This window comes from Treponema sp. B152, assembly GCF_024181665.1.
GTDB lineage: Bacteria > Spirochaetota > Spirochaetia > Treponematales > Treponemataceae > Treponema_B > Treponema_B denticola.
The window spans coordinates 458,621-479,126 of the sequence record NZ_CP058668.1; the positions used below are offsets into that span (position 1 = coordinate 458,621).

19 protein-coding genes and 1 pseudogene are annotated in these 20,506 nt (G+C 39.6%); 15 read left to right on the forward strand and 5 right to left on the reverse strand.

Translation table 11 applies throughout. From position 1 onward, the window contains the following. Positions 1 to 50 precede the first annotated feature (50 nt). The 8 genes from rpsB to HYB91_RS02075 all read left to right on the forward strand — a co-directional run bounded on the left by rpsB (position 51) and on the right by HYB91_RS02075 (position 6,936). Complete coding sequence (gene rpsB / locus HYB91_RS02040) at positions 51 to 926, forward strand: 30S ribosomal protein S2 (RefSeq protein WP_002675804.1); 876 nt, start codon at positions 51 to 53, stop codon at positions 924 to 926. Positions 927 to 999: 73 nt separating this feature from the next. After that, on the forward strand, positions 1,000 to 1,842 hold the full coding sequence (tsf, locus tag HYB91_RS02045; protein WP_002674264.1) for a translation elongation factor Ts: 843 nt from the start codon (positions 1,000 to 1,002) through the stop codon (positions 1,840 to 1,842). Positions 1,843 to 1,925: 83 nt separating this feature from the next. After that, positions 1,926 to 2,483 (forward strand): ribosome recycling factor, encoded by a 558-nt coding sequence (gene frr / locus HYB91_RS02050; RefSeq protein WP_002675802.1) that lies wholly within the window; start codon positions 1,926 to 1,928, stop codon positions 2,481 to 2,483. Beyond that, on the forward strand, positions 2,484 to 3,167 hold the full coding sequence (gene uppS, locus HYB91_RS02055; protein ID WP_002667740.1) for a polyprenyl diphosphate synthase: 684 nt from the start codon (positions 2,484 to 2,486) through the stop codon (positions 3,165 to 3,167). A gap of 21 nt (positions 3,168 to 3,188) precedes the next feature. Then, positions 3,189 to 4,046, forward strand: a complete 858-nt coding sequence (locus tag HYB91_RS02060) for a phosphatidate cytidylyltransferase (protein WP_253719590.1) — start codon at positions 3,189 to 3,191, stop codon at positions 4,044 to 4,046. Beyond that, a complete protein-coding gene (gene dxr / locus HYB91_RS02065; protein ID WP_253719591.1) occupies positions 4,046 to 5,191 on the forward strand; it encodes a 1-deoxy-D-xylulose-5-phosphate reductoisomerase in 1,146 nt (381 codons plus the stop codon). The genes HYB91_RS02060 and dxr overlap by 1 nt, the downstream gene beginning before the upstream one ends. Positions 5,192 to 5,210: 19 nt before the next feature. Next, a complete protein-coding gene (gene rseP, locus HYB91_RS02070; protein WP_253719592.1) occupies positions 5,211 to 6,563 on the forward strand; it encodes an RIP metalloprotease RseP in 1,353 nt (450 codons plus the stop codon). Positions 6,564 to 6,573: 10 nt separating this feature from the next. Beyond that, positions 6,574 to 6,936, forward strand: a complete 363-nt coding sequence (locus HYB91_RS02075; RefSeq protein ID WP_002674274.1) for an FMN-binding protein — start codon at positions 6,574 to 6,576, stop codon at positions 6,934 to 6,936. Positions 6,937 to 6,957: 21 nt separating this feature from the next. On the opposite strand, the gene leuS is transcribed toward HYB91_RS02075, so the two are convergent. After that, positions 6,958 to 9,534 (reverse strand): leucine--tRNA ligase, encoded by a 2,577-nt coding sequence (gene leuS / locus HYB91_RS02080; protein WP_253719593.1) that lies wholly within the window; start codon positions 9,532 to 9,534, stop codon positions 6,958 to 6,960. Between the two features lie 197 nt (positions 9,535 to 9,731). Here leuS and HYB91_RS02085 point away from each other — a divergent pair, with 197 nt between their 5' ends. After that, positions 9,732 to 10,574: an Rpn family recombination-promoting nuclease/putative transposase gene (locus HYB91_RS02085; RefSeq protein ID WP_253719594.1), complete on the forward strand. Its 843-nt coding sequence runs from the start codon at positions 9,732 to 9,734 to the stop codon at positions 10,572 to 10,574. A 49-nt stretch (positions 10,575 to 10,623) separates the two neighbouring features. Here the strand turns inward: HYB91_RS02085 and HYB91_RS02090 are convergent, their stop codons facing one another. Further along, positions 10,624 to 11,853, reverse strand: coding sequence for an aminopeptidase (locus HYB91_RS02090; RefSeq protein ID WP_002675788.1), 1,230 nt, complete (start codon positions 11,851 to 11,853; stop codon positions 10,624 to 10,626). A 148-nt stretch (positions 11,854 to 12,001) separates the two neighbouring features. On the opposite strand from HYB91_RS02090, the gene HYB91_RS02095 reads away from it, so the two are divergent. Next, positions 12,002 to 13,273 carry a dicarboxylate/amino acid:cation symporter gene (locus tag HYB91_RS02095; protein WP_002667755.1) on the forward strand — a complete coding sequence of 424 codons (1,272 nt, stop codon included), beginning with the start codon at positions 12,002 to 12,004 and terminating at the stop codon, positions 13,271 to 13,273. Here HYB91_RS02095 and HYB91_RS02100 read toward each other — a convergent pair. Both HYB91_RS02100 and HYB91_RS02105 read right to left on the reverse strand, forming a co-directional pair. Continuing rightward, positions 13,270 to 15,507 (reverse strand): ATP-dependent helicase, encoded by a 2,238-nt coding sequence (locus HYB91_RS02100; protein ID WP_002675786.1) that lies wholly within the window; start codon positions 15,505 to 15,507, stop codon positions 13,270 to 13,272. The two genes, HYB91_RS02095 and HYB91_RS02100, sit on opposite strands and share 4 nt — an antisense overlap. Positions 15,508 to 15,642: 135 nt before the next feature. Further along, positions 15,643 to 16,521 carry a hypothetical protein gene (locus tag HYB91_RS02105; protein WP_002675784.1) on the reverse strand — a complete coding sequence of 293 codons (879 nt, stop codon included), beginning with the start codon at positions 16,519 to 16,521 and terminating at the stop codon, positions 15,643 to 15,645. Between the two features lie 127 nt (positions 16,522 to 16,648). Between HYB91_RS02105 and HYB91_RS02110 the strand changes: the two genes are divergently transcribed. From HYB91_RS02110 to HYB91_RS02130, 5 genes are all read left to right on the forward strand, one after another. Next, a complete protein-coding gene (locus HYB91_RS02110) occupies positions 16,649 to 17,329 on the forward strand; it encodes a SanA/YdcF family protein (RefSeq protein WP_002675783.1) in 681 nt (226 codons plus the stop codon). Between the two features lie 96 nt (positions 17,330 to 17,425). Continuing rightward, positions 17,426 to 17,662, forward strand: a complete 237-nt coding sequence (locus HYB91_RS02115; protein ID WP_002675781.1) for a hypothetical protein — start codon at positions 17,426 to 17,428, stop codon at positions 17,660 to 17,662. After that, positions 17,662 to 18,024 (forward strand): type II toxin-antitoxin system RelE/ParE family toxin, encoded by a 363-nt coding sequence (locus tag HYB91_RS02120; RefSeq protein WP_002667766.1) that lies wholly within the window; start codon positions 17,662 to 17,664, stop codon positions 18,022 to 18,024. Before HYB91_RS02115 ends, HYB91_RS02120 begins: the two co-directional genes overlap by 1 nt. Then, positions 18,021 to 18,368 carry a hypothetical protein gene (locus tag HYB91_RS02125; protein ID WP_002674291.1) on the forward strand — a complete coding sequence of 116 codons (348 nt, stop codon included), beginning with the start codon at positions 18,021 to 18,023 and terminating at the stop codon, positions 18,366 to 18,368. The genes HYB91_RS02120 and HYB91_RS02125 overlap by 4 nt, the downstream gene beginning before the upstream one ends. Before the next feature lie 336 nt (positions 18,369 to 18,704). Further along, entirely contained in the window at positions 18,705 to 18,866 is a 162-nt protein-coding gene (locus HYB91_RS02130) for a hypothetical protein (protein WP_196218695.1), read from the forward strand. Here HYB91_RS02130 and HYB91_RS02135 read toward each other — a convergent pair. Then, positions 18,863 to 20,404 (reverse strand): annotated as a pseudogene (locus tag HYB91_RS02135) (AbgT family transporter); the annotation flags it as partial. The gene HYB91_RS02130 and the pseudogene HYB91_RS02135 sit on opposite strands and share 4 nt — an antisense overlap. Positions 20,405 to 20,506 lie beyond the last annotated feature (102 nt).

The following is a 20,506-nucleotide window of genomic DNA, read 5'->3' on the forward strand; positions in this document are numbered from 1 at the left end:
TTCCGAGAAATAGAGAAGGCAGGAGCTTTTTAGCTCCAAAGGAGAAACACATGGCAGTAGTAACCATGAAAAACTTACTTGAATCAGGCGTACATTTCGGCCATCAAGTAAAACGCTGGGATCCGAGAATGAAAAAATACATTTTTTCGGAAAGAAACGGAATTCATATCATCGATTTGCAAAAAACAATCGTTGCAATCCGTGAGGCCTATGAAGCTGTCCGCAAAACAACTTCTGAAGGAAAGTCGGTCTTGTTCGTAGGAACAAAAAAACAGGCCCAGCAGACAATTCAAAAAGAAGCTGAAAGATGCGGAATGTTCTATGTTAACAACCGCTGGCTCGGCGGAATGCTCACAAACTTTTCAACAATCAAAAAGAGCTTGGCCCGTCTTAAGAAAATCGAAAAAATGGAAGTTGACGGGACATTCGATAACCTTACAAAAAAAGAAATCGCTTCCCTACAAAAAGAAAAATCAAAGCTCGAAAAAAACTTAGGCGGTATTAAGGAGATGAAGGACCTTCCCGGAATCCTCTTTATAATCGATACCCGAAAAGAAGAAATTGCTATCAGAGAAGCCCGCTCCTTAGGTATTCCCATCATCGCTGTTGTAGACACCAACTGCAACCCCGAGGGCATCGACTATCCGATTCCCGGAAACGATGATGCCATCAGAGCTATTTCGCTTTTTACGGGTGTAATCGCCAATGCCGTTATCGAAGCAGATAACGAGCACGGTCTTAAAATCATCGAAAACCTTCAAGAAGATGAAGAGTCCGGTGATTCAGGTGTTGATCCCTATCAGGATAGAGAAGAGGAAATTACCGATTATTCAAACTACACTCCCAAAGATGAAGCTTCCGGAGATGATGAGGATGAAGAAGATAATTCTCTCGTAAATGATGAGGATTTATACGACGACAAATAAGGAGATTCGATAAACATTCCGGCTTGAAATACAAGCCTCCATGTTTATCTTCGAGTTTTTATAGGAGAAATTTATGGATATTAAAGCATCTGATGTAAAAGAATTACGCGATAAAACCGGTGCAGGTATGATGGAGTGCAAAAAAGCCTTGCAGCACTGCAACGGAGACGCTAAAGAGGCTGAAAAATACTTAAAAGAAAAAGGTTTGGCCGCTGTAGAAAAGCGTGCTGACAGAGTAACCAGCGAAGGTATCATCGTTATCAAAAGCGATCACAAAAAAGCCGTTATGCTCGAAATGACTTGCGAGACGGACTTTGTTGCAAAAAATGCGGACTTTATCGCTGTAGGAGAAGACATTGCAAAAACCGCCTTTGATAAGGACATTTCTGAAGTTACACCCGAGCTCAATGATAAGCTCTTGGATTTAGCTACCCGTGTACGAGAGAACATGAACCTTACACGCTTAATCAACGTAAAGGCCGGTGCAGACGAGTACCTTTCACGCTATATTCACTCCGACAAAAAAACCGGTGTTATTATAGTTTTAAAGTCGGATAAGCCTGAAATCTTTGAAAAGACTGAGGTGCAGGAATTTGCTTATGACTGCTGTTTACATGCAGCCGCCTTTATGCCCCTCTATGTTAAAAAAGAAGATGTAGATGCAGCCTATATCAAAGAGCAAGAAGAAATCTTTAAAGGTCAGGTTGCCGAGTTGAATAAGCCGGATAACGTAAAAGAAGGAATTGTTAAGGGAAAAATTTCAAAACACTTATCCGAAATATGCTTCCTTGAACAAGCCTTTGTCAAAGATGACAAACTTTCCGTTTCAAAGAAAATGGCCGAGGTCGGCAAAGAAGCCGGCGGCTCTTTGAGCTTGTCGAAATTGGTTATTTTTCAATTAGGACTTGGAATGTAAATTAAAACCTTTTAATGCTGCGGGGTTTATCCTTGCAGCATTAATTCTTATGTGTTAAAATAAAATATAATCGGAGGCAAATTATGATAGAGGAAGTTAAAAAAAATTGTGAAGAAAAAATGAAAAAAACGGTTGTCGCATTAAAAGAAGAATTCAATATGTTGAGAACCGGACGAGCATCTTCTGCTCTTTTTGATAAGATAAGAGTAAATTGCTATGGCGAGTCCACTCCTCTTAACCAACTTGCAAATATTTCTATCCCCGAAGCAAGGCTTGTAGTGATTCAGCCCTGGGATAAGGGCTTATTGGTCGAAATCGAAAAGGCTGTTCTGCAGGCTGACCTTTCGGTTAATCCTACAAATGACGGAAAGGTTATCCGTATTGCAATTCCGCCGTTGACCGAAGATCGCAGAAAGGACCTTGCAAAAAAGGCAAAGACCATTGCCGAAAATTCAAGAGTTTCAGTGCGTAATATCAGACGTGACGGAATTGATGAAGCAAAAAAATTACAAAAAGACGGAAAGATAAGCGAAGATCAGTTAAAGACGGCTGAGGATGCTTTCCAAAAATCCACCGATGCTTACATTGCCGAAATAAACAAGGTACTTGAAGCAAAAGAAAAGGAAATAATGGAAAACTAAATGTCCGATGAGCTAAAACATATCGCCATTGTCATGGACGGCAATGGCAGATGGGCAAAAAAGAGAGGCCTTCCCCGTTCTATGGGACATAAGGAAGGGCTTAATACGGTCAAAAGGATAACAAAGGCCGTGTCCGATTTAGGAATTCCTTATATAACGCTTTATATATTTTCTACCGAAAACTGGAAAAGGACCGAAGCGGAGGTGGGCTTTTTAATGGGGCTTATCAAACAGCATTTAAAAGCCGAGCTTAAATTTTATGCCGATAATAATATACGCATCGAGCACATAGGCAATTTAAGCGGATTACCTCAAGACATTCAAGATGAAATTAATTCGGTAAGGGATAAAACTTCCGCTTATACGGGAACTGCAATTGTGCTCGGTATAAATTACGGAGCACATGATGAAATCTTACGAGCTATAAAGAAACTGAATTCCGACGAGATTGCTTCAATAAATGAAGAATCGTTTTCTTTAAAATTGGACACGGGGAAAATTCCGCCTGTAGACCTGCTTATCAGGACAGGTGGAGAAAAACGCTTGAGTAATTTTTTGCTTTGGCAAAGTGCTTATGCGGAACTTTATTTTACGGATACCTTGTGGCCCGATTGGACTGTAGAAAATTTATATGAAGCGATAGAAGATTATAAAAAAAGAAACAGGCGTTACGGAAATGCCTAATGTAATAAATGGAGAAATAAAATGAAAATAAAAAAACTTATTGAAAGGCTTATCATATTTTTTGTAGGAGCACCTTTAGTTTTAGCTTCAATTTATTTTTTACCTCATTATAATTTCTTGGTTTATCATATCGAATTGTTTATTGCAGCCCTTATTGCAAATTATGAGATCTATAATATTTTGTCTCAAAGGTCTCCTGCCTATCCTAAAAAGATACTTGCTTGTTTCGGTACGATTTTAGTTCTGTCATCATATCTGATAGGCTTACATGCCGTACCGTTTCAATATATCTTCATTGTGTTCGGCTGTGTAACAGTCGGAATGATGTTTATGGAAGTTATATTTTCATTCTCGGGAAATTTTACCAACAGCATTGCCCGTCTCACAACCGGAGTGTTTATGCTGATTTATCCTTGGGGGTTGACGGTTTTTTTATCTGCAATTGCGAGCCTTCCAAATGCAGGCGCCCTTATCATCATGTTTTTCCTTATGACATTCGGCTGTGATTCCTTTGCATGGCTTTTCGGTATGCTGCTCGGAAAAAACAACAGAGGTTTTATTAAGGCAAGCCCCAAAAAAAGTATTGTAGGTTTTATAGGCGGCTTCATAGGTTCCATTACAGCCGCCGTTGCTTCATTTTATTTTTTTAATAAACAATTTAACGGAAAATTAAAAGAGCTTATAATCATAGCTCTTTTTACGGCCCTCTTTGCCATAATCGGAGACATAATAGAATCTATCTTGAAGCGTTCTGCAGACGTAAAGGATTCGGGGAAGGTAATTTTAGGACGCGGCGGAATTCTTGACAGTATTGACTCCTTGCTTATAGCTGCTCCCGTATTCTATACCCTTTGTATGTTCTTATTAGGCGGCTTTTAATGGAAAAAAAAAGGGTTATCGTTCTTGGTGCCGGAGGCTCAATCGGAAAAAACAGTCTGGAAATAATAAGGAGATTTTCCGATAGGTTTGTTCTTGCAGGTTTTTCGGTTCATTCGAATTCGGATTTTGCAAAAACTCTTCTAGCCGAATTTACCGATGCACAATTTGTTTCTACAAAAAAAAAGAATTCTAATTTAAAACACGAGATAGATGCGGAAGCTGTTAGACGACTGATTGAAAAATCAAAGGCCGACATTGTTATAAACGGTATAGCGGGTTCGGCAGGCTTAAAGGCCTCGGTAGAAGTTATAAAAAGCGGCTTGGATTTGGCTCTTGCAAATAAAGAAACCATAGTGGAAGCAGGGGAGCTGATTTTTCAAGATGCCGAAAAGTCGGGCAGTACAATAATTCCCGTCGATTCGGAACATGCTGCGATTTTTCAGCTTATAAATGCCCACAAAAAAGAAAACATCGAAAAGATTATAATTACCGCCTCAGGCGGCCCCTTTTTAAATACGCCGAGAGAAAAGCTTAGCACAATGAAGCTTGAAGATGCCTTAAAGCATCCGACATGGAAGATGGGCGGAAAGATTTCGATAGATTCGGCTTCTCTTGCAAATAAGGCCTTGGAAGTGATTGAGGCCGTAAAGCTCTTTTCTTTTCCTCCGGAAAAAATCGAAGTTACGGTTCATCCTCAAAGTATAATCCATTCGATGGTGCAGTGTAAAAATGGAGAAATATTTGCTCAAGCCTCTCCTCCCGATATGAAAAATCCTATTTTAAATGCTTTAAGTTTTCCGAAGATGCCTGAAAGCTTTTTAAGGCCCTTGGATTTTTCTCAAATTATAAACTTGGAATTTATACCTCCCAGAACAGATGATTTTCCCATGCTGGCTTTGGGATTTGAAGCAGCTGGAAAAGGCGGAGCCTATCCCATAGCTTTTAATGTTGCAAATGAAGAAGCCGTTGATGCTTTTATCAAAGGGAAAATAGGCTTTACGGATTTAGCCGATATTACGCAAGAAGTTTTAAATTCGGATTGGACTATGAAACCTTCTTCTTATGAAGAAGTTTATGACTATGAAAACAGAGCAAGAGTGATCGCTTTGGCAAGGATACTTGACAGAGTAAACGGCTTGCAATAAAAATAAAACGGAATAATTTATGGTTAAGATTTTAATAGGTTTGATTATATTGAGTATCATGGTCTTTATCCATGAGCTTGGACATTTTATTGCCGCAAAACTCTGCGGTGTTGTGGTCGAAAGTTTTTCGATAGGCTGGGGTCCTGTTCTTTTTAAAAAAAAGAAGGGAGATACGGAATATAGAATTTCTGCAATTCCCATGGGCGGTTATTGCGGCATGAAGGGTGAAAAGGCCTTTCAGCAAGCTATCGAAGAAAATCTCCCTGCAATTCCGAAAAAAGAGGGAGAGCTTTACGGGGTGCATCCTTTTAAGAGGATTATAATTGCCTTTGCCGGCCCCTTTGCAAACTATATAAGTGCGGTTCTTGCTCTGGCTATTGTAAGTGCTATCGGTTCAAGCTATTATACAAGCTCGAATAAGATAGCTCCCGTTTACTATTATAACGAAGCCGACGATTCTCCTGCCCGCGAGGCGGATTTAAGGATGGGGGATATAATTTTAAGCATTAACGGCGAAAAGACCGAAACCTTTGCCGATATCGTGCGCCTCATTGTGCCTGAAGCAAAGGAAGAGGTTACGCTGGAAATAGAAAGAGAAGGACAAATCCTCACAAAAAAACTTAGGCCCAAGCTCGATCCAAAAACCGGTGCAGGCATAATAGGTTTTTATTCTTTTATTCCTCTTGAAATTGACGATGTAAAGCCTTCTTCATCTGCCGAACTTGCAGGGCTTAAAAAAGGCGATCTTATTACGGAAGTAAACGGAATTGAAGTTGCCAATACGATAGACTTAAACCGTGCCCTAGATGGTATAAGCGGCAAGACTGCCGAATTAGGCATTTTAAGGGACGGAAACAAGATTACAAAAACCGTAAACCTTATCAGAACCGAAAACGGAATAGACCTTGGGCTAAATATTAAAAACATCAAGGTAGAGATTCCAGGAACAGGCTTTTTTAAAAGCATAGTGAACGGCTTTGTTTTAACTCACAAGGCCTTTGTTTTGACATTTAAAAGTTTAGGCCTTTTGTTTAAGGGAGTTGATTTTAGGCAAGCCGTTTCGGGCCCCGTACGCATTACCCACATGTTGGGTGATGTTGCCGCCCAAGGTTTTAAGGCCGGCTTTTTAATCGGGCTTTCGGATATCTTAAACTTTGTAAGCATAATTTCTATTTCTCTTTTTATAATGAATTTACTGCCGATTCCGATTTTGGACGGAGGCTTAATTCTTTTTGCCTTTATAGAATTTATTTTTAGAAGGCAAATTCATCCGAAAGTGTTGTACTATGTTCAGTTTATCGGCATAGCCTTTATCGGCGTAGTTTTTCTCTTTGCCCTCTGGGGAGACATAGGATATTTTTTAGGAAGGTAAGTTTTTTAATATGAAGAAGATTTGTTTTACCATTATAGTTTTTGCTTTGAGTATTTTTTTGTTTTCTTGTAATGTAAAAAATGATGAAAAAATTGTTTCGGGTGTTTTTGAAGGAAAGGCCGAAGGCTTAATGGGAAATATAAGCGTAAGGGTTGTGATAGAAAAAAACGAAATTAAAAATATAGATATCTTAGAGTATGCCGATACGCCCGGCTACAGCGATACCGTTTTTGAATACCTGCCTAAGAGGGTTATCGAGAAGGACTCTACAGATGTGGACCTTGTGGCCGGTGCTACCTTAACGAGTAAGGCTTTTTTAGAGGCGGTAAATGACGCCTTAAAAAAAGCCGGTCTCTATGTCGAAAAAGAATAAGCCTTGTTAAGTAGGGATGCCCTATTGTACTACAATATTTACGAGCTTATCGGGCACTGTAATTATCTTTTTAATCTCCTTGCCTTCAATGTTGCGGACAGCTCCTTCATTCGATAAAGCCAGGCGTTCCAGTTCCTCTTTAGAGGTTCCTGCTTCTACCTCAAACTTACCACGGAGTTTTCCGTTTACCTGTACTACCACAGTGCAGGTTTGGTCAACGCAGAATTTTTCGACAAACATCGGCCAGTGAGAATAAGCTATCGATTCATCATTACCCATCTTTTGCCAAAGCTCTTCGGCCAAGTGAGGAGCGTAGGGGTTTAAAAGTTTTACAAAATTATACCAAACATAGTGGGGTATTTTTTTGTGCTTTGAAACCTCATTTATAAAAATCATCATCTGGCTTATGGCAGTGTTAAAGTTAAGAGAGGCTGTGTCCTCGGTTACCTTTTTTATGGTCTTATTTAAAAGAACTGTCAAGGTCTTGGTTTCAGGGGTCGAGGTATCGTTGACGGGAGTTTTATATATTTCTCTGTCGGATAGATTCCAGATTTTTTCCAAAAACCTAAATACGCCCATGATGCCGCTTGTGTTCCAAGGTTTTGAAACCTCTAAGGGGCCTAAGAACATTTCGTAGAGGCGCAGAGTGTCTGCCCCGTATTCCTTTATGATGTCGTCGGGATTGATAACATTCTTTAAGCTCTTGGACATCTTGGCTATTACCTGCTCAAGTTTTTCTCCGGTTTCGATGTCTTCAAATTCGGTTTCCGAGATTTTTTTAACCTTATCGACCGGAACAAGGCTTTTGTTTTTTCTCATGTAGGCAAAGGAGGTTATCATTCCCTGATTTACAAGCCGTGTAAAGGGTTCTTTTGTAGAGACCAGACCCAGATCATACAAGACCTTGTGCCAAAACCTTGCATATAATAGATGGAGAACTGCATGTTCGGTTCCTCCAACATAAAGATCTACAGGCATCCAGTAATCGCATTTTTCTTTGTCGGCAAAGGCTTCGTTGTTATGAGGGTCTATAAAGCGGAGATAGTACCAGCAAGAACCGGCCCACTGAGGCATCGTATTGGTTTCCCGTTTTGCTTCCTTTCCGCATTTTGGGCATTTTGTATTTACCCAAGAGTCAATAGCCGCCAAGGGGCTTTCTCCGGTACCTGTTGGAGCATAGCTTTCTACTTGGGGAAGGGTTAAGGGAAGGTCATGCTCGTCCAGTGGAACTATGCCGCAAGAGGGGCAGTGTACCAATGGTATAGGCTCACCCCAATAGCGCTGACGGCTGAAAATCCAGTCACGGAGTTTATAGTTTACGGCTCTTTTTGCAAGGCCCAAGCTTTCAAGATATTCCGTGATCTTTGTCTTTGCTTCTTCCGTTTTTAGGCCGTCAAATTGTTTTGAGTTTACCGAATAGCCGTCCTCGGTTGTACAAACCTTAGGCTCCTCAGAAAAGTCTCTTTTCCCGCTTTCCCATTCTTCTGCACCGGCTACAACCTTGATTTTAGGCAGATTGAATTGGGCAGCAAACTCAAAGTCTCTTTCGTCATGGGCGGGGACTGCCATAATTGCTCCCGTTCCGTAGGAGATTAAAATATAGTCCGAAATCCAGACGGGGATTTTTTGTTCCGTCAATGGATTGATTGCATAGGCTCCGGTAAAAACACCGGTCTTGTTTTTTGCAAGGTCTGTTCTTTCGAGGTCGCTTTTTTTTGCGGCCTCTTCGATATAAGCGGCAACGGCTTTTTCTTGGTTACTTGTAGTTATGCTTTTTACGAGCTCGTGTTCCGGGGCCAAGACCATGTAGGTAGCTCCGAAGATCGTGTCGGGGCGGGTTGTATAAACCTTGATTTTTTGCCCTGTTTCTTTTCCGTCCTTATCGACTAGGGCAAAGTCAACCTCGGCTCCAGTACTTTTGCCTATCCAGTTTTTTTGCATGATTTTGATGGATTCGGGCCAGTCAAGTTCATCCAAATCTTCTAAGAGGCGTTCGGCATATTTGGTTATCTTTAAAATCCACTGCCTCAAGTTTTTGCGTTGAATTTGAGCTCCGCATCTTTCGCATTTTCCGTCCTTTACTTCTTCATTTGCAAGGCCTGTTAAGCAGGAAGGGCACCAGTTGATGGGGGCTTCCTTTTCGTAGGCCAATCCCTTTTTAAATAATTGGAGGAATATCCACTGGGTCCATTTATAATAGGATTCTTCGCTTGTAGAGATTTCCCTATCCCAGTCATAGCTTAAACCTATCGATTTTATCTGCCTTCTAAAGGTTCCCATATTTTTTCGGGTGGTGATAAGAGGATGAATTCCCGTCTTTATTGCATAATTTTCTGCAGGTAGTCCAAAGGAATCAAAGCCCATCGGGTGGAGTACATTGTATCCGCTCATGCGTAAAAAACGGCTGTAAATATCCGTTGCAGTATAGCCTTCAGGGTGCCCCACATGGAGCCCGTCTCCCGAAGGATAGGGAAACATATCCAAAATATAGAGTCTCTTATCCTTAGGATAATTTTTGTCTTCAACTGTTTTAAAGGTTTTGTTTTCTTCCCAATATTTTTGCCATTTGGGTTCTATCGTGCTAAAAGGATAAGCCATATTTTACTCCAAGAAAATTGATGAATCTATCAAAATTGACGGAAAGTATTCTATAGAAAAGAGGAGAAAAATGCAAGTGCCGATGAAAAATGTACTTTTAAGAAATTCTTTTCAAAATTTTACTATTTATTCAACTTAGAACCCTATAATTATGTGAAGACAGGCAAAAATAATTTGCTGTTTTAAGGAGAAAAGTTATGTCAAATGAACAAACTATTTTAAACCCCAAAACCGATTGGGTTTTTAAGTTGATGTTTTCCAAAGGTGAAGAAGGCAACAAGGCTCTGATAAGCTTTTTAAACGCTTTTTTGGAAGATTCTTACGGTAAAATCAACAAGGCAGAAATCATAAACACCGAGCTTATTCGGGACAGGCCTTCGGGAGAAACTTACCGCCTCGATTTTTTGATTAAAACCGATAACGGCCTTATTATAGACCTTGAGATGCAGCAGTTTTGGAAAACAAATTATCATCGCAGAAGTCAAATGTACCTCATGCGCCTCGCTTCCCGCTTTTTAAAGACGGAGCCCAAAGAGGACGATTTTTTGTACGCAATAAGTCTTTCCGTTTTTGGCTGCGATGTTCCTAAAAATGCAGAGCTTGTAAGAATGCCTGAAAGCTCGATAATTCAATATCTTTATGTTGAATTAAACGAGCTAATAGTTTATACTATGAAAAAGAGATTGGAAGAGTATAGCTTAAAAGATTTTTGGATAAGATTTTTGACCAACTATGAAGAAGACAAAAAAAGCGGAATGTTGGAAGAATTGTGTAAATTAGAGGAGGGTATAAAAATGGCAGAAGCAACACTCTTTAGGGTAACTGATGAAGAGAGGCGAATGGCAATAGAACTCTCTGACGAAAAATACCGGATGTATGTGGAAGATGAACGCAGTGAAGCTAGAAGAGAGGGTTTGGCAGAAGGCTTACATCAAGCAAAAGTGGAAACGGCAAAGAACTTAATTGAAATAGGGTTATCTATAGAAAATATTGTAAAGACAACAGGCTTAAGCCGTGAGGAAATTGAAAAGATCAATTAAATAGGGGAGGACAGCCTCCCCGGCTTGTTACAAAATTTATGTTCAATTCTTATATTGCCCAGTTTCCGTTTTTTAGGATTTGAACTTGGGTTCCGTCTTTTTTTACGCCTATAACGGAAAGTTCTGGGCCGCCTACCATGAAGTCGACGTGAATGATCGAATTATTCATTCCTATTTTTTTCTTGTCTTCATCGGAAAATTCTGCTCCGCCTTTTATGTTTTCGCTGTAGGCATTTCCTATGGCAAAATGACAGGAGGCATTTTCATCAAAAAGGGTGTTTTTAAAAAGGACTCCGGTATTGCTGATGGGAGAGTCATCTGCGACCAGAGCTACCTCGCCCAATCGGCGGGCTCCTTCATCGGAATCTAATAGGGATTGAAGCACATCCTTCCCTTCTTTGGCATCGAAGTCTATAACCTTTCCATCCTTAAAGGTAAAATGGAAATCGTTGATAATTCTTCCTCTGGCAGCCAAGGGCTTTGTGGCTTTTAATGTTCCGTTTACCTTAAAAGCATGGGGCATCGAAAATACTTCTTCGGTTGGGATATTGGCCATAAAGACATCTCCTCGGGTGCTCTTGCCTGAGCCGCCTACCCAGCGGTGCCCTTCGGTAAGATATACTTCCAAGTCTGTTCCCGGGCCCTTGTATAAGAGCTTTTCAAAGGCCATTTCGTTTAAAAAGTTTTGATGTTTTTTTAAAGCGGCATCGTGTTCTTTCCATGCGGCGACTGGATCGTCCATGCTGACCCTTGTTGCATCAAAGACCTTTTCCCAAAGTTTTGTAAGGGCTTGCTCTTCAGGTAATTCCGGAAAGACCGATTTTGCCCAAGCCGGAGTAGGGTGGGCCGCAACGCACCATTTTACATGGTTTTCCATAGTGTATTTCATTATGGGCTTTGAAGCTATGGCTCTGGTTTTGTTCCATTCCGAAACTTTTTTTGCATCTGCATTTTTTAAGAGTTCCGGATTGTCGGCTACTATTGCAAGGCGATGATAGTTATTTTTATAAGCCGCTTCCATGTAGTTGATTTTAAATTTAGGCATTTCCTTAAAGATGCTTTCGTCTCCATAGGCATAGCGGGCAAGAGTCATCTCATCATCCGAAAAATCATAGACAACATCCTTAGCTCCCATCTTATAAGCCTGTTTTGTAACTTCACGAACCATGCCGATTGAGTGTTCGTTTACAAGTACAAATATTCCGTCGCCCTTTTGTATATTAAGGCCGACTTTTAAAATAAGTTCAACATACTTTTCTATATTTCGTTTAAAATCCATAAAATCCTCCAACGAATACTTATATGTCCGGTACTGTAACATAAATATGGAAAAAAGTAAATAAAAACTTGAAAATTCGGTTATTCAATGGTAAGATTATAATAGCTTTGACTAAGGTTTTCTTGGTCTTAAAAATAGGAGGAAGCTAATGAATAAAAAGCTTGTATGGATGATTTTTATAGCATTCATCATTGGTTTGGTTGTCGGTATCGTCCTTTGGCAAACAGGTGTAGATGTCGGCGGTTATGTAACTTGGGTATCGCCTTTTGGAAATATCCTTGTATCTATGTTAAAGATGATCGTTATTCCGGTTATCTTTTTGTCTCTTATTTCCGGTGCTGCTTCTTTGCCGACAAAGGAATTCGGTAAGATAGGAGTTAAGGTTGTAATCTGGTATTTTGTTACTTCATTGTTTGCAGCGATTGTAGGATCCTTTCTTGCCCTTGCCTTTAATCCGGGATCGGGAACTTCACACTCAGAATGGGCGAGCCTAATGAGTATGGGTTCAGCCGAGATTGCTCCGGCTTCTGCAGGCTCTCTTGCAGATGTATTTTTAGATATGTTCCAAAATCCCTTTAAAGCCCTTGCTCAAGGAAATTTCTTGGCTATCATAGTTTTTGCTATTGCATTCGGTATTGCTTTAAAAATAATTTCCGAGAAAAATGATGCAAAATTACAGGAAGGTGCAAAGCTATTTTTAAATATCGTTGAAACTTGTAAAGAAACCGTATTTAAGATGGTTGACTGGATATTGGCTTATTCGCCCATAGGTGTGTTTTGTTTAACTTCTGTAAATTTTGCACAATACGGTTCAAAACTTTTCGGCCCATATATAATGCTTACATTGGGTGTTGTTATCGGTATTATTGCAATGGTCTTCATTGTTTATCCCATAATGATTGCCGTTTCGACACGCAAGAACCCGATTAAGATTATGATGCAGATACGCGAACCCATGCTTACTGCCTTTGTTACCCGAAGCTCTGCCGCTTCTCTTCCCGTATCTTTGAGAACGGCAAAAGAAAACTTGCACATAAGCGATAACCTTTCATCATTCGCTCTTCCCCTAGGCTCGACCGTAAATATGGACGGGGTATGTGTTCACTTACCTATGTTTGCTGTTTTGGCTGCCAATATGTTCGGGGCGGATATCGGTTTTACAGCTCTTTTGGTTTTGGTAATTACGACAGTCCTTGCCTCGGTAGGTGCAGGCGGTGTTCCGGGCGGCAGCTTAATGCTCTTATTTATTATTTTGCAGAATATGAATTTGGATCCGGGCCAGATTGCTATTATAGTCGGACTCGCCCTCGGTATCAATCCAATCCTCGATATGTTTGAAACGATGAACAACGTTGCCGGAGATTTGGTCTGTACCTATTGTGTTGCCGATATGTCTGATATGATTGAAAAGGATTCTTAATCTTTTATTATTGTCATATCGTTTGCCTGATATTCGGGCATAAAGCGTTTTATAAGGCCGGTTTCAAATTGGATGTTTACTACAAGTTCTCCGCTTGAAGCATCGGCCTTAATTATTGCCCCGTAGCCGTAATCGTCGTGATAAATTTTTTCTCCCTTCTTCCATTTGGAAAGGAGGGGATGTTCTTCTTTTTTTGTGCTAAAATCGTCAGGGATTTGTTTCCCGAAGCTGCCTGAAAAAGCAGAATAAGGAGATGAAGCCTCCGAGATGTTTACGAGGTCTTTATCTATTTCGAAGATAAAGCGGCTTGGCTGGGTAAAGGTCAGGCTGCCGTATAGGCGGCGCGAGGAGCAGCTTGTCATGTAGAGTGCATCCTTTGCACGGGTGCAGGCTACATACATAAGTCTTCTTTCTTCTTCAAGCTCATCAAAGTTTCCGTTGTCGCGGGGAAAAACTCCCGTTTCAAGGCCCGTGATAATTACGTTTTTAAATTCCAAGCCTTTTGTGTTATGAATGGTGATGAGGTTTACGGAATCTTTTTTTTCTTCGGAGTCGGCAAGGCTTCTATCCAATTCGATGTGCTCTAAAAATTCGCTCAAGCCCTTTACCGAAAAATCGTAAAGCGATGCTGTGTTTGCAAGCTCATTTAAGTTTGCCGTCTTTTGAGTGCCGGAAGCCGAGTCTACCGATTCGTAATATTCGGCGAAGCCCGATTGTTTTAAAACCTCATAGATAAAAGGTGCCAAGCCTTCGCCCTTTGGTTCTTCTTTTTTAAAAAAGATGTCTCCGGCTTCTATTATGCTGCGTAATTCCTTTATTGTGTTTAAAAAATTCTTTAGGCCATCCTTGGCTTTTTTTGTGAGGGAGACCGAATTCATGAGAGCAGACATGGCCGAGATATAATCGTCCTTGGACTCCAAACTGAGCTCATCGCTTTTTTGAGAAAACATAAGCTCTCGGGAAAGATCTATTAATTTTTTTTGAGTAATTTCTCCCACACCCCGTGCAGGTTTATTTATGATACGCCTTAAAGAGACCTCGTCCCTTCCGTTTGAGATAAGAGCAAGAACGGCAAGCGCATCCTTTATTTCTTCCCTCTCATAAAATTTTAAGGTACCTATGACCTGATAGGGAATTTTTTTGTGTAAAAAATCCGTTTCAAAATTTAAGGATTGGGCGTTAGTCCTGTACAAGACAGCCCAGTCGGAATATGCTCCTCCGTTTTCGACCTCTTGCGATATAAGGCGGGCACAAAGTTCCGCCTCGGTTTCCTGATTGGGCAAAAAATAAATATGAGGCTTTTGTCCCTTTCCTCTTTCGGCCACAAGAGTTTTACCAAGCCGGCCCGTATTCTTTTTTACGACGGAATCTGCGACTGCAAGAATTTCCGAATAGGAGCGGTAATTTTTTTCGAGCCTTATTATTTTCGTGTTTTTAAAAGTGTCGGCAAAGGTTAATATGTTTTGAACCTCGGCACCGCGGAAACGGTAGATCGATTGGTCATCATCTCCTACAACGCAGATATAGGTATTTTCTCCTGTGAGGACTTTTAAGAATTCAAATTGGGCTATGTTCGAGTCCTGATATTCATCGACCATTATTACGGAAAATCGATTTTGAATAGAGGCTTTGATTTGCGGATTTTCTTTTAAGAGCATAACAGGAATCATGATGAGATCCCCGAAGTCTACGTTTCCGGTTTCTTTTAATCTCTTTTGATAGTCGGCATAGATTTTTGCAAACTCGGGATTAGGATCAACTTCCTGCAAAAGCGGATCATCGGGGAGAAGACAATAATCCTTTGCACGCGAAATTTTTTTTATGATACCGCGGGCTCCATTTTTTGTAAGAGCGGGAGAGGCTTGGGTTAAAAGGGAAAGAGCGTCGTCATCATCATAGATTGTAAAATTATGTGAAAGCCCTGCCCATTCCGCATACATGCGTAAAATCCATGCTCCAAATGAATGAAAGGTTCGGATCATTGCCCGCTCTGCTCTTTTATCCAGATGAGATGCTCTTTCGGACATTTCTTTGGCTGCCTTGTTTGTAAATGTTACGGCGAGGATGCGTTCAGGTTCGATATTATGTTCGCCAATAAGGTATGCAATCTTGGTAGTAATAACCCGGGTCTTCCCTGAGCCCGCTCCCGCAAGAATCAAAAGAGGAGAACCCTGATGCTTAACAGCCGCAAGCTGCTCTTCATTAAGAATGTTCAAATAATCCGGTTGAGCCAAAATAATCCTCCCAAAAAAATTAAAAACCTTTCAGTTAAGCTAAGGTTTTGCATTGTACCACGTTTTTACGGATTGTACAAGGGAAAGAATTGAAGGGATTGATTGATGGTGCTAGGCTGAATTTAAAAATCGGTATTAAAATATTCTTTTTTCCAGTTCGTTATAAAAATATTCTTCAATGTTTGATTTCTTTAGGTTTTTAAATACCGCCTCCCATGATAATTGAATAAAGTTTCGGCTGTCTTTCAATGAATTTATAAATAATTTAAAATCGGAATCTTGATTCTCGTTAGAAAATAATTTTTGGGGAGCGAGATTTATCAGTTTAAAATTATTTTCTGCAAATATATTTCCTATAGTCCAATTTCTGATTAATTCATAATATGATGATTTTTTTGCCGCTTCAATATCGGTATAAAATTTATCCAATAAGTATTTATCATAATTTCTATTGTCTGCTGCTTGCTTATCATTTCCGGATTTTACTTTTACTTCTACAAACACTGATTCAGACTTTGTGATAATTATAATATCCGGTTCCGTGTAATATTTTTTGTCTTCTCCGAGGCTGTCACAGATATGTTTTAATTTTTCCGTACATCCCGAATTACGATTTATTTGAGGAACTCCCCACATTAGAATTTCCAAAATTCCATTTTCCAAATTAAATATTTGTTGCAAGACAGGAAGTTTATCATTTACAAGAAAATACTTAATGAATATCCAGCTGACGGCATCCTCGGATGTGGAAAACCCCAGTTTAATTTTCTTATTTTCTCTATTGGCTGTGTTTAATGTTTTTTCAAGAGTTTTATCCAGATATTCTAATAAATTATTAGGAATATTATTTCTGTAATCTTTATAAATAAGGGTAGGATTTACCTGGGCATTTGATGCTCCGATTTGACACTGTATACAACGCCTGATACAATCCTCGTATTTTGAGGCTTTTTTTGGTTTGATATCAAATTCCTGCATGATGGAATTACACTTAGGACATTCTATTTTTTCCATATTTACCTTCTTTCCCTAGTCATTATAACATATTTGGAGTAAATAAAACAATTGTCGTTTAAACCTGCATCCATACACATATTCGGCCTTTTATGGTATAATATAAGCCGTAGGAGCTCACGGTTACATGAAATCTAACCCCATAAAAAAAATAACCTTGTGTATTATTTTTCTCTTTGCTTTAATTTTAATAGGAATTGCAGGCATAAACATCTACATGCTTAACTATTCAAAACCTTATATTTATAAAAACATTTCCGCCTTGCCGGAAAAATATGTTGTAATCGTACCCGGAGCTAAGGTATATAAAAACACGGTTTCACACGTTGTGAGGGATAGGATCGAGGCCGCCGTAAATTGTTTAAAAAACAAAAAAGCTGAAAGAGTTTTGATTTCAGGCGACCACGGAAGAAAGGGCTATGATGAGGTAAACAGAATGCGTATTTTTATGCAGGATGTTTACGGCACTGATGAGAATCTAATCTTTATGGATCATGCTGGTTTTTCTACCTATGAAACAATGTACCGTGCCCGGGAAATCTTTTGTATTGAAGATGCCGTTGTGGTAACACAGGCCTTCCATACCGCAAGAGCCGTCTACATAGGAAGAAAACTAGGCCTCGATGTTATAGCCTATGAAGCTCCTGAGGTTTTAAGGTACAGCAGGGAAACCCGTATAAGCTGGGAAATAAGAGAAGCCTTGGCAAGGGTAAAAACCTTCTTTTTGGTAATGTTCAATGTGAAGCCTACATTCCTCGGTAAGAAGATACCTATAACGGGAAATGCAAAAGACTCATGGGATTTTTAAAAATAAAGCGTAAAAATAAAGCTAAAAAATGAACTTGAAAAAAACGGATATTTACGATAAAATAATCATAGTTAGTTTATATTGACGGAGGAATCTATGTCGTATGAAACTCTTGTTGAACAGATAAAAACCTTACCGGATGTTTGTTTGGAGGATATTTCCAAATATGTGCAGTTTTTAATGTATCAATATGGACACGAAAAGATGTCTCTTTTAAAAGAATCGGATGAAGAATTTGAAGCCAATATGAATAAAGGTTTTACCGATATGATTAATGGAAATGTAACTCCTTTAAAAGATGCTTTTGGAGAAATAGAGTCAAGGTTTATTTGATGAAATACCAAGTTGTTATTTCAGATCAAGCAAAAGAAGATTTGAGCAGTATTTATTCTTACATATTAAATAATTTAAAATCAAAAATTAATGCCGATGCCGTTTTTAAGCGTCTTTATGAAGCAATGCAAGACTTAAATTTTATGCCGTATAGGTATCATCTATATCCAAAAGAACCATGGTTATCTCGTGGGATAAGATTCTTTAGTGTAGGTAATTATTCAATCTTTTACGCAGTTGATGAAGATACTTTAACTGTTACAATTATTCATGTGGTTTGCGGAGGTATACAATATGAGATTCCTGCTTCTGAGGGTGGAATCGACGGATTATTAAATAGTGGAAAAATTGAGCGAAGATGAGACTTTTAGAATTCAAAAGAACAAAATTGTTCGATGGCATTGAGGATGGACTATTCGATAAAGATTTTCAATTAAATATAGAGGGAAAATCTGTGTTATTTATTGTGGATGACATTACTCCACATAAATTAATAGACTGTCCGGTCAAACAAGATGTAATAAATAAATTGCATCTGGAATCAGATGGCATATCCAATATTGTGACAAAAGAGCAGCGATTACAGGTTTATTACTTAAATGAAGATGATTTGTTGATTATCTTTTCAATGGGTGAATATCAACCAGGAAGATACATGCTTTTCCTGGAAGGAGTCTTTCTTAAACTGAACTTATTTCCAACTTAAATAACTCCTCTGGATTACCTTGTAGAACTCTTGGAATTCTCTGGGCAAAGTATTTCTATTTTCCAAGGGGCTTTAACTAATTCAGGATTGAAATATAAATAGCTAAGGAGTATTTTATTATGTTACATACTCCAACTGTTTTTGTAAAGAAATTTCTCCGTTTCACTCATTTGCCCAAAGGGATGGCCAATTTCGATCCATTCGGTGCTTGTGCTTGCTGCAATGGGTCGCCTTGTACAGCTCCCGTTATAGACTGGACCCATAAAAAAAATAACCTTATGCATTATTTTTCTTTTTGCTTTAATTTTAATAGGAATTGCAGGCATAAACATCTACATGCTTTTTGGTAATGTTCAATGTGAAGCCTACATTCCTCGGCAAGAAAATACCGATAACTGGAAATGCAAAAGACTCATGGGATTTTTAAAAATAACCCCGCCCGGCCGTTCAAAAGACAGCAAGGCGGGGTTATTTTTAGATAATCGTAAAATCGATTAGATGTGGATAAATGCTCCGGGGCCGAGGGGCAGACCGAAGATGTACCAAATAATCATGAGGCCTATCCATGAAAGCAAGAATGCTATTGAATAGGGTAGCATGGTTGAAATCAATGTTCCAAGCCCCGAATCTTCATCGTATTTTTTCATAAATACAACAATCATTGCAAAATAGCTCATCAAGGGAGTGATGAGGTTTGTACTTGAATCTCCGATTCGGTATGCAACCTGTGTTAAGGCAGGTGAAAGGCCGAGGTTTACCATCATGGGAACAAAGATAGGAGCCATAATAGCCCACTTTGCAGAAGCCGAGCCCATGAAGAGGTTAAGGAAGGCCGAAATAATAACGAAGGAGATTATAAGCGGCAAGCCTGTAAAGCCGATGCTCTTTAAAAAGTTTGCACCGTTTACCGAAATGATTGTTCCGAGGTTTGTTTTTCCGAAGTAGTTTACAAACTGTGCAGCGAAAAAGCTCAATACGAGATAACCGCCCATCGAGCTCATGGCATGCGACATACCCTTAACGAGGTCATGTGAAGAATTAATCTTTCCTGTTTTCTTTCCGTAGATAAGACCGGGGATCAAGAAGATTAAAAGAATTACCGGCAAAAGACCTCCGTGCATAAAGTTTGAAATTGAGCTTTCCCCTGTTTTAGGATCGATTTCTCTTAAAACTGCAAGCCCGGGGAGCTTGGGAAGACCGAAAAGGCCGATAATTAAAAGAACTAAAACTACTAAAATTGAAATACCCGCGAGTTTCAGTCCCTTGTTTTCAACATCGGAAATAGGCATGTTGTCCGGCTTGTATGAGCCGTTATATGTGCCTAAGTTTTTTTCAACAATTTTTTCCGTAACAAAGGTACCTACAACCGTAAGAAGGAAGGTGGAAGCAATCATAAAGAACCAGTTACATGTCGGGTCGATAGCTATATCCATTCCTGCGTTATGTAAGGCTTCAACAGTGATGCCTGTCAAAAGCGGATCGATTGTACCGAGCACGAGGTTGGCAGAGAAACCTCCCGAAACACCTGCGAAAGCGGCGGCAAGACCTGCCATCGGGTGGCGGCCTGCATTAGCAAATACGATGGCTCCAAGGGGAATAACTACAACGTATCCTGCGTCTGAAGCGATATTGCTCATAATACCTGCAAAAACAACAACAACAGTCAAAAGTCTGGGGTGAACGCCTGAAAGAAGTTTTTTAAGAGAGGTATTGATAAGTCCTGTCCACTCTGCAACACCTACACCGAGCATAGCAACCAAAACCGTTCCCAAGGGTGCAAAGCCTGTAAAATTCTTTGTAGCGGTGTTTAGAATGTACCTAAGACCGTCAAGGTTTAAAAGCGAAACAGCTCCAATAGTAACTTCTTTTCCCTTTTTTGCATCAAAGTAGGTAACGGGGGTACCGTAGGCTTCTGCGAGTGCAGAAACGATGATTACAATGATACTTAAAATTAAGAAAATCATAGCAGGATGCGGCAGTTTATTTCCGATCCTTTCAACTCCTTTTAGGAAGCCTGAAACTTCCTTGTTCTTTTTTTATCCATGAAGAACTCCTAGAAAATGTATTTGCCTATGTAAAAAGGCAGTTTCGGCATTATATATGATGATTCAAAATATGACAAGTTGGCTTTCTTCAAA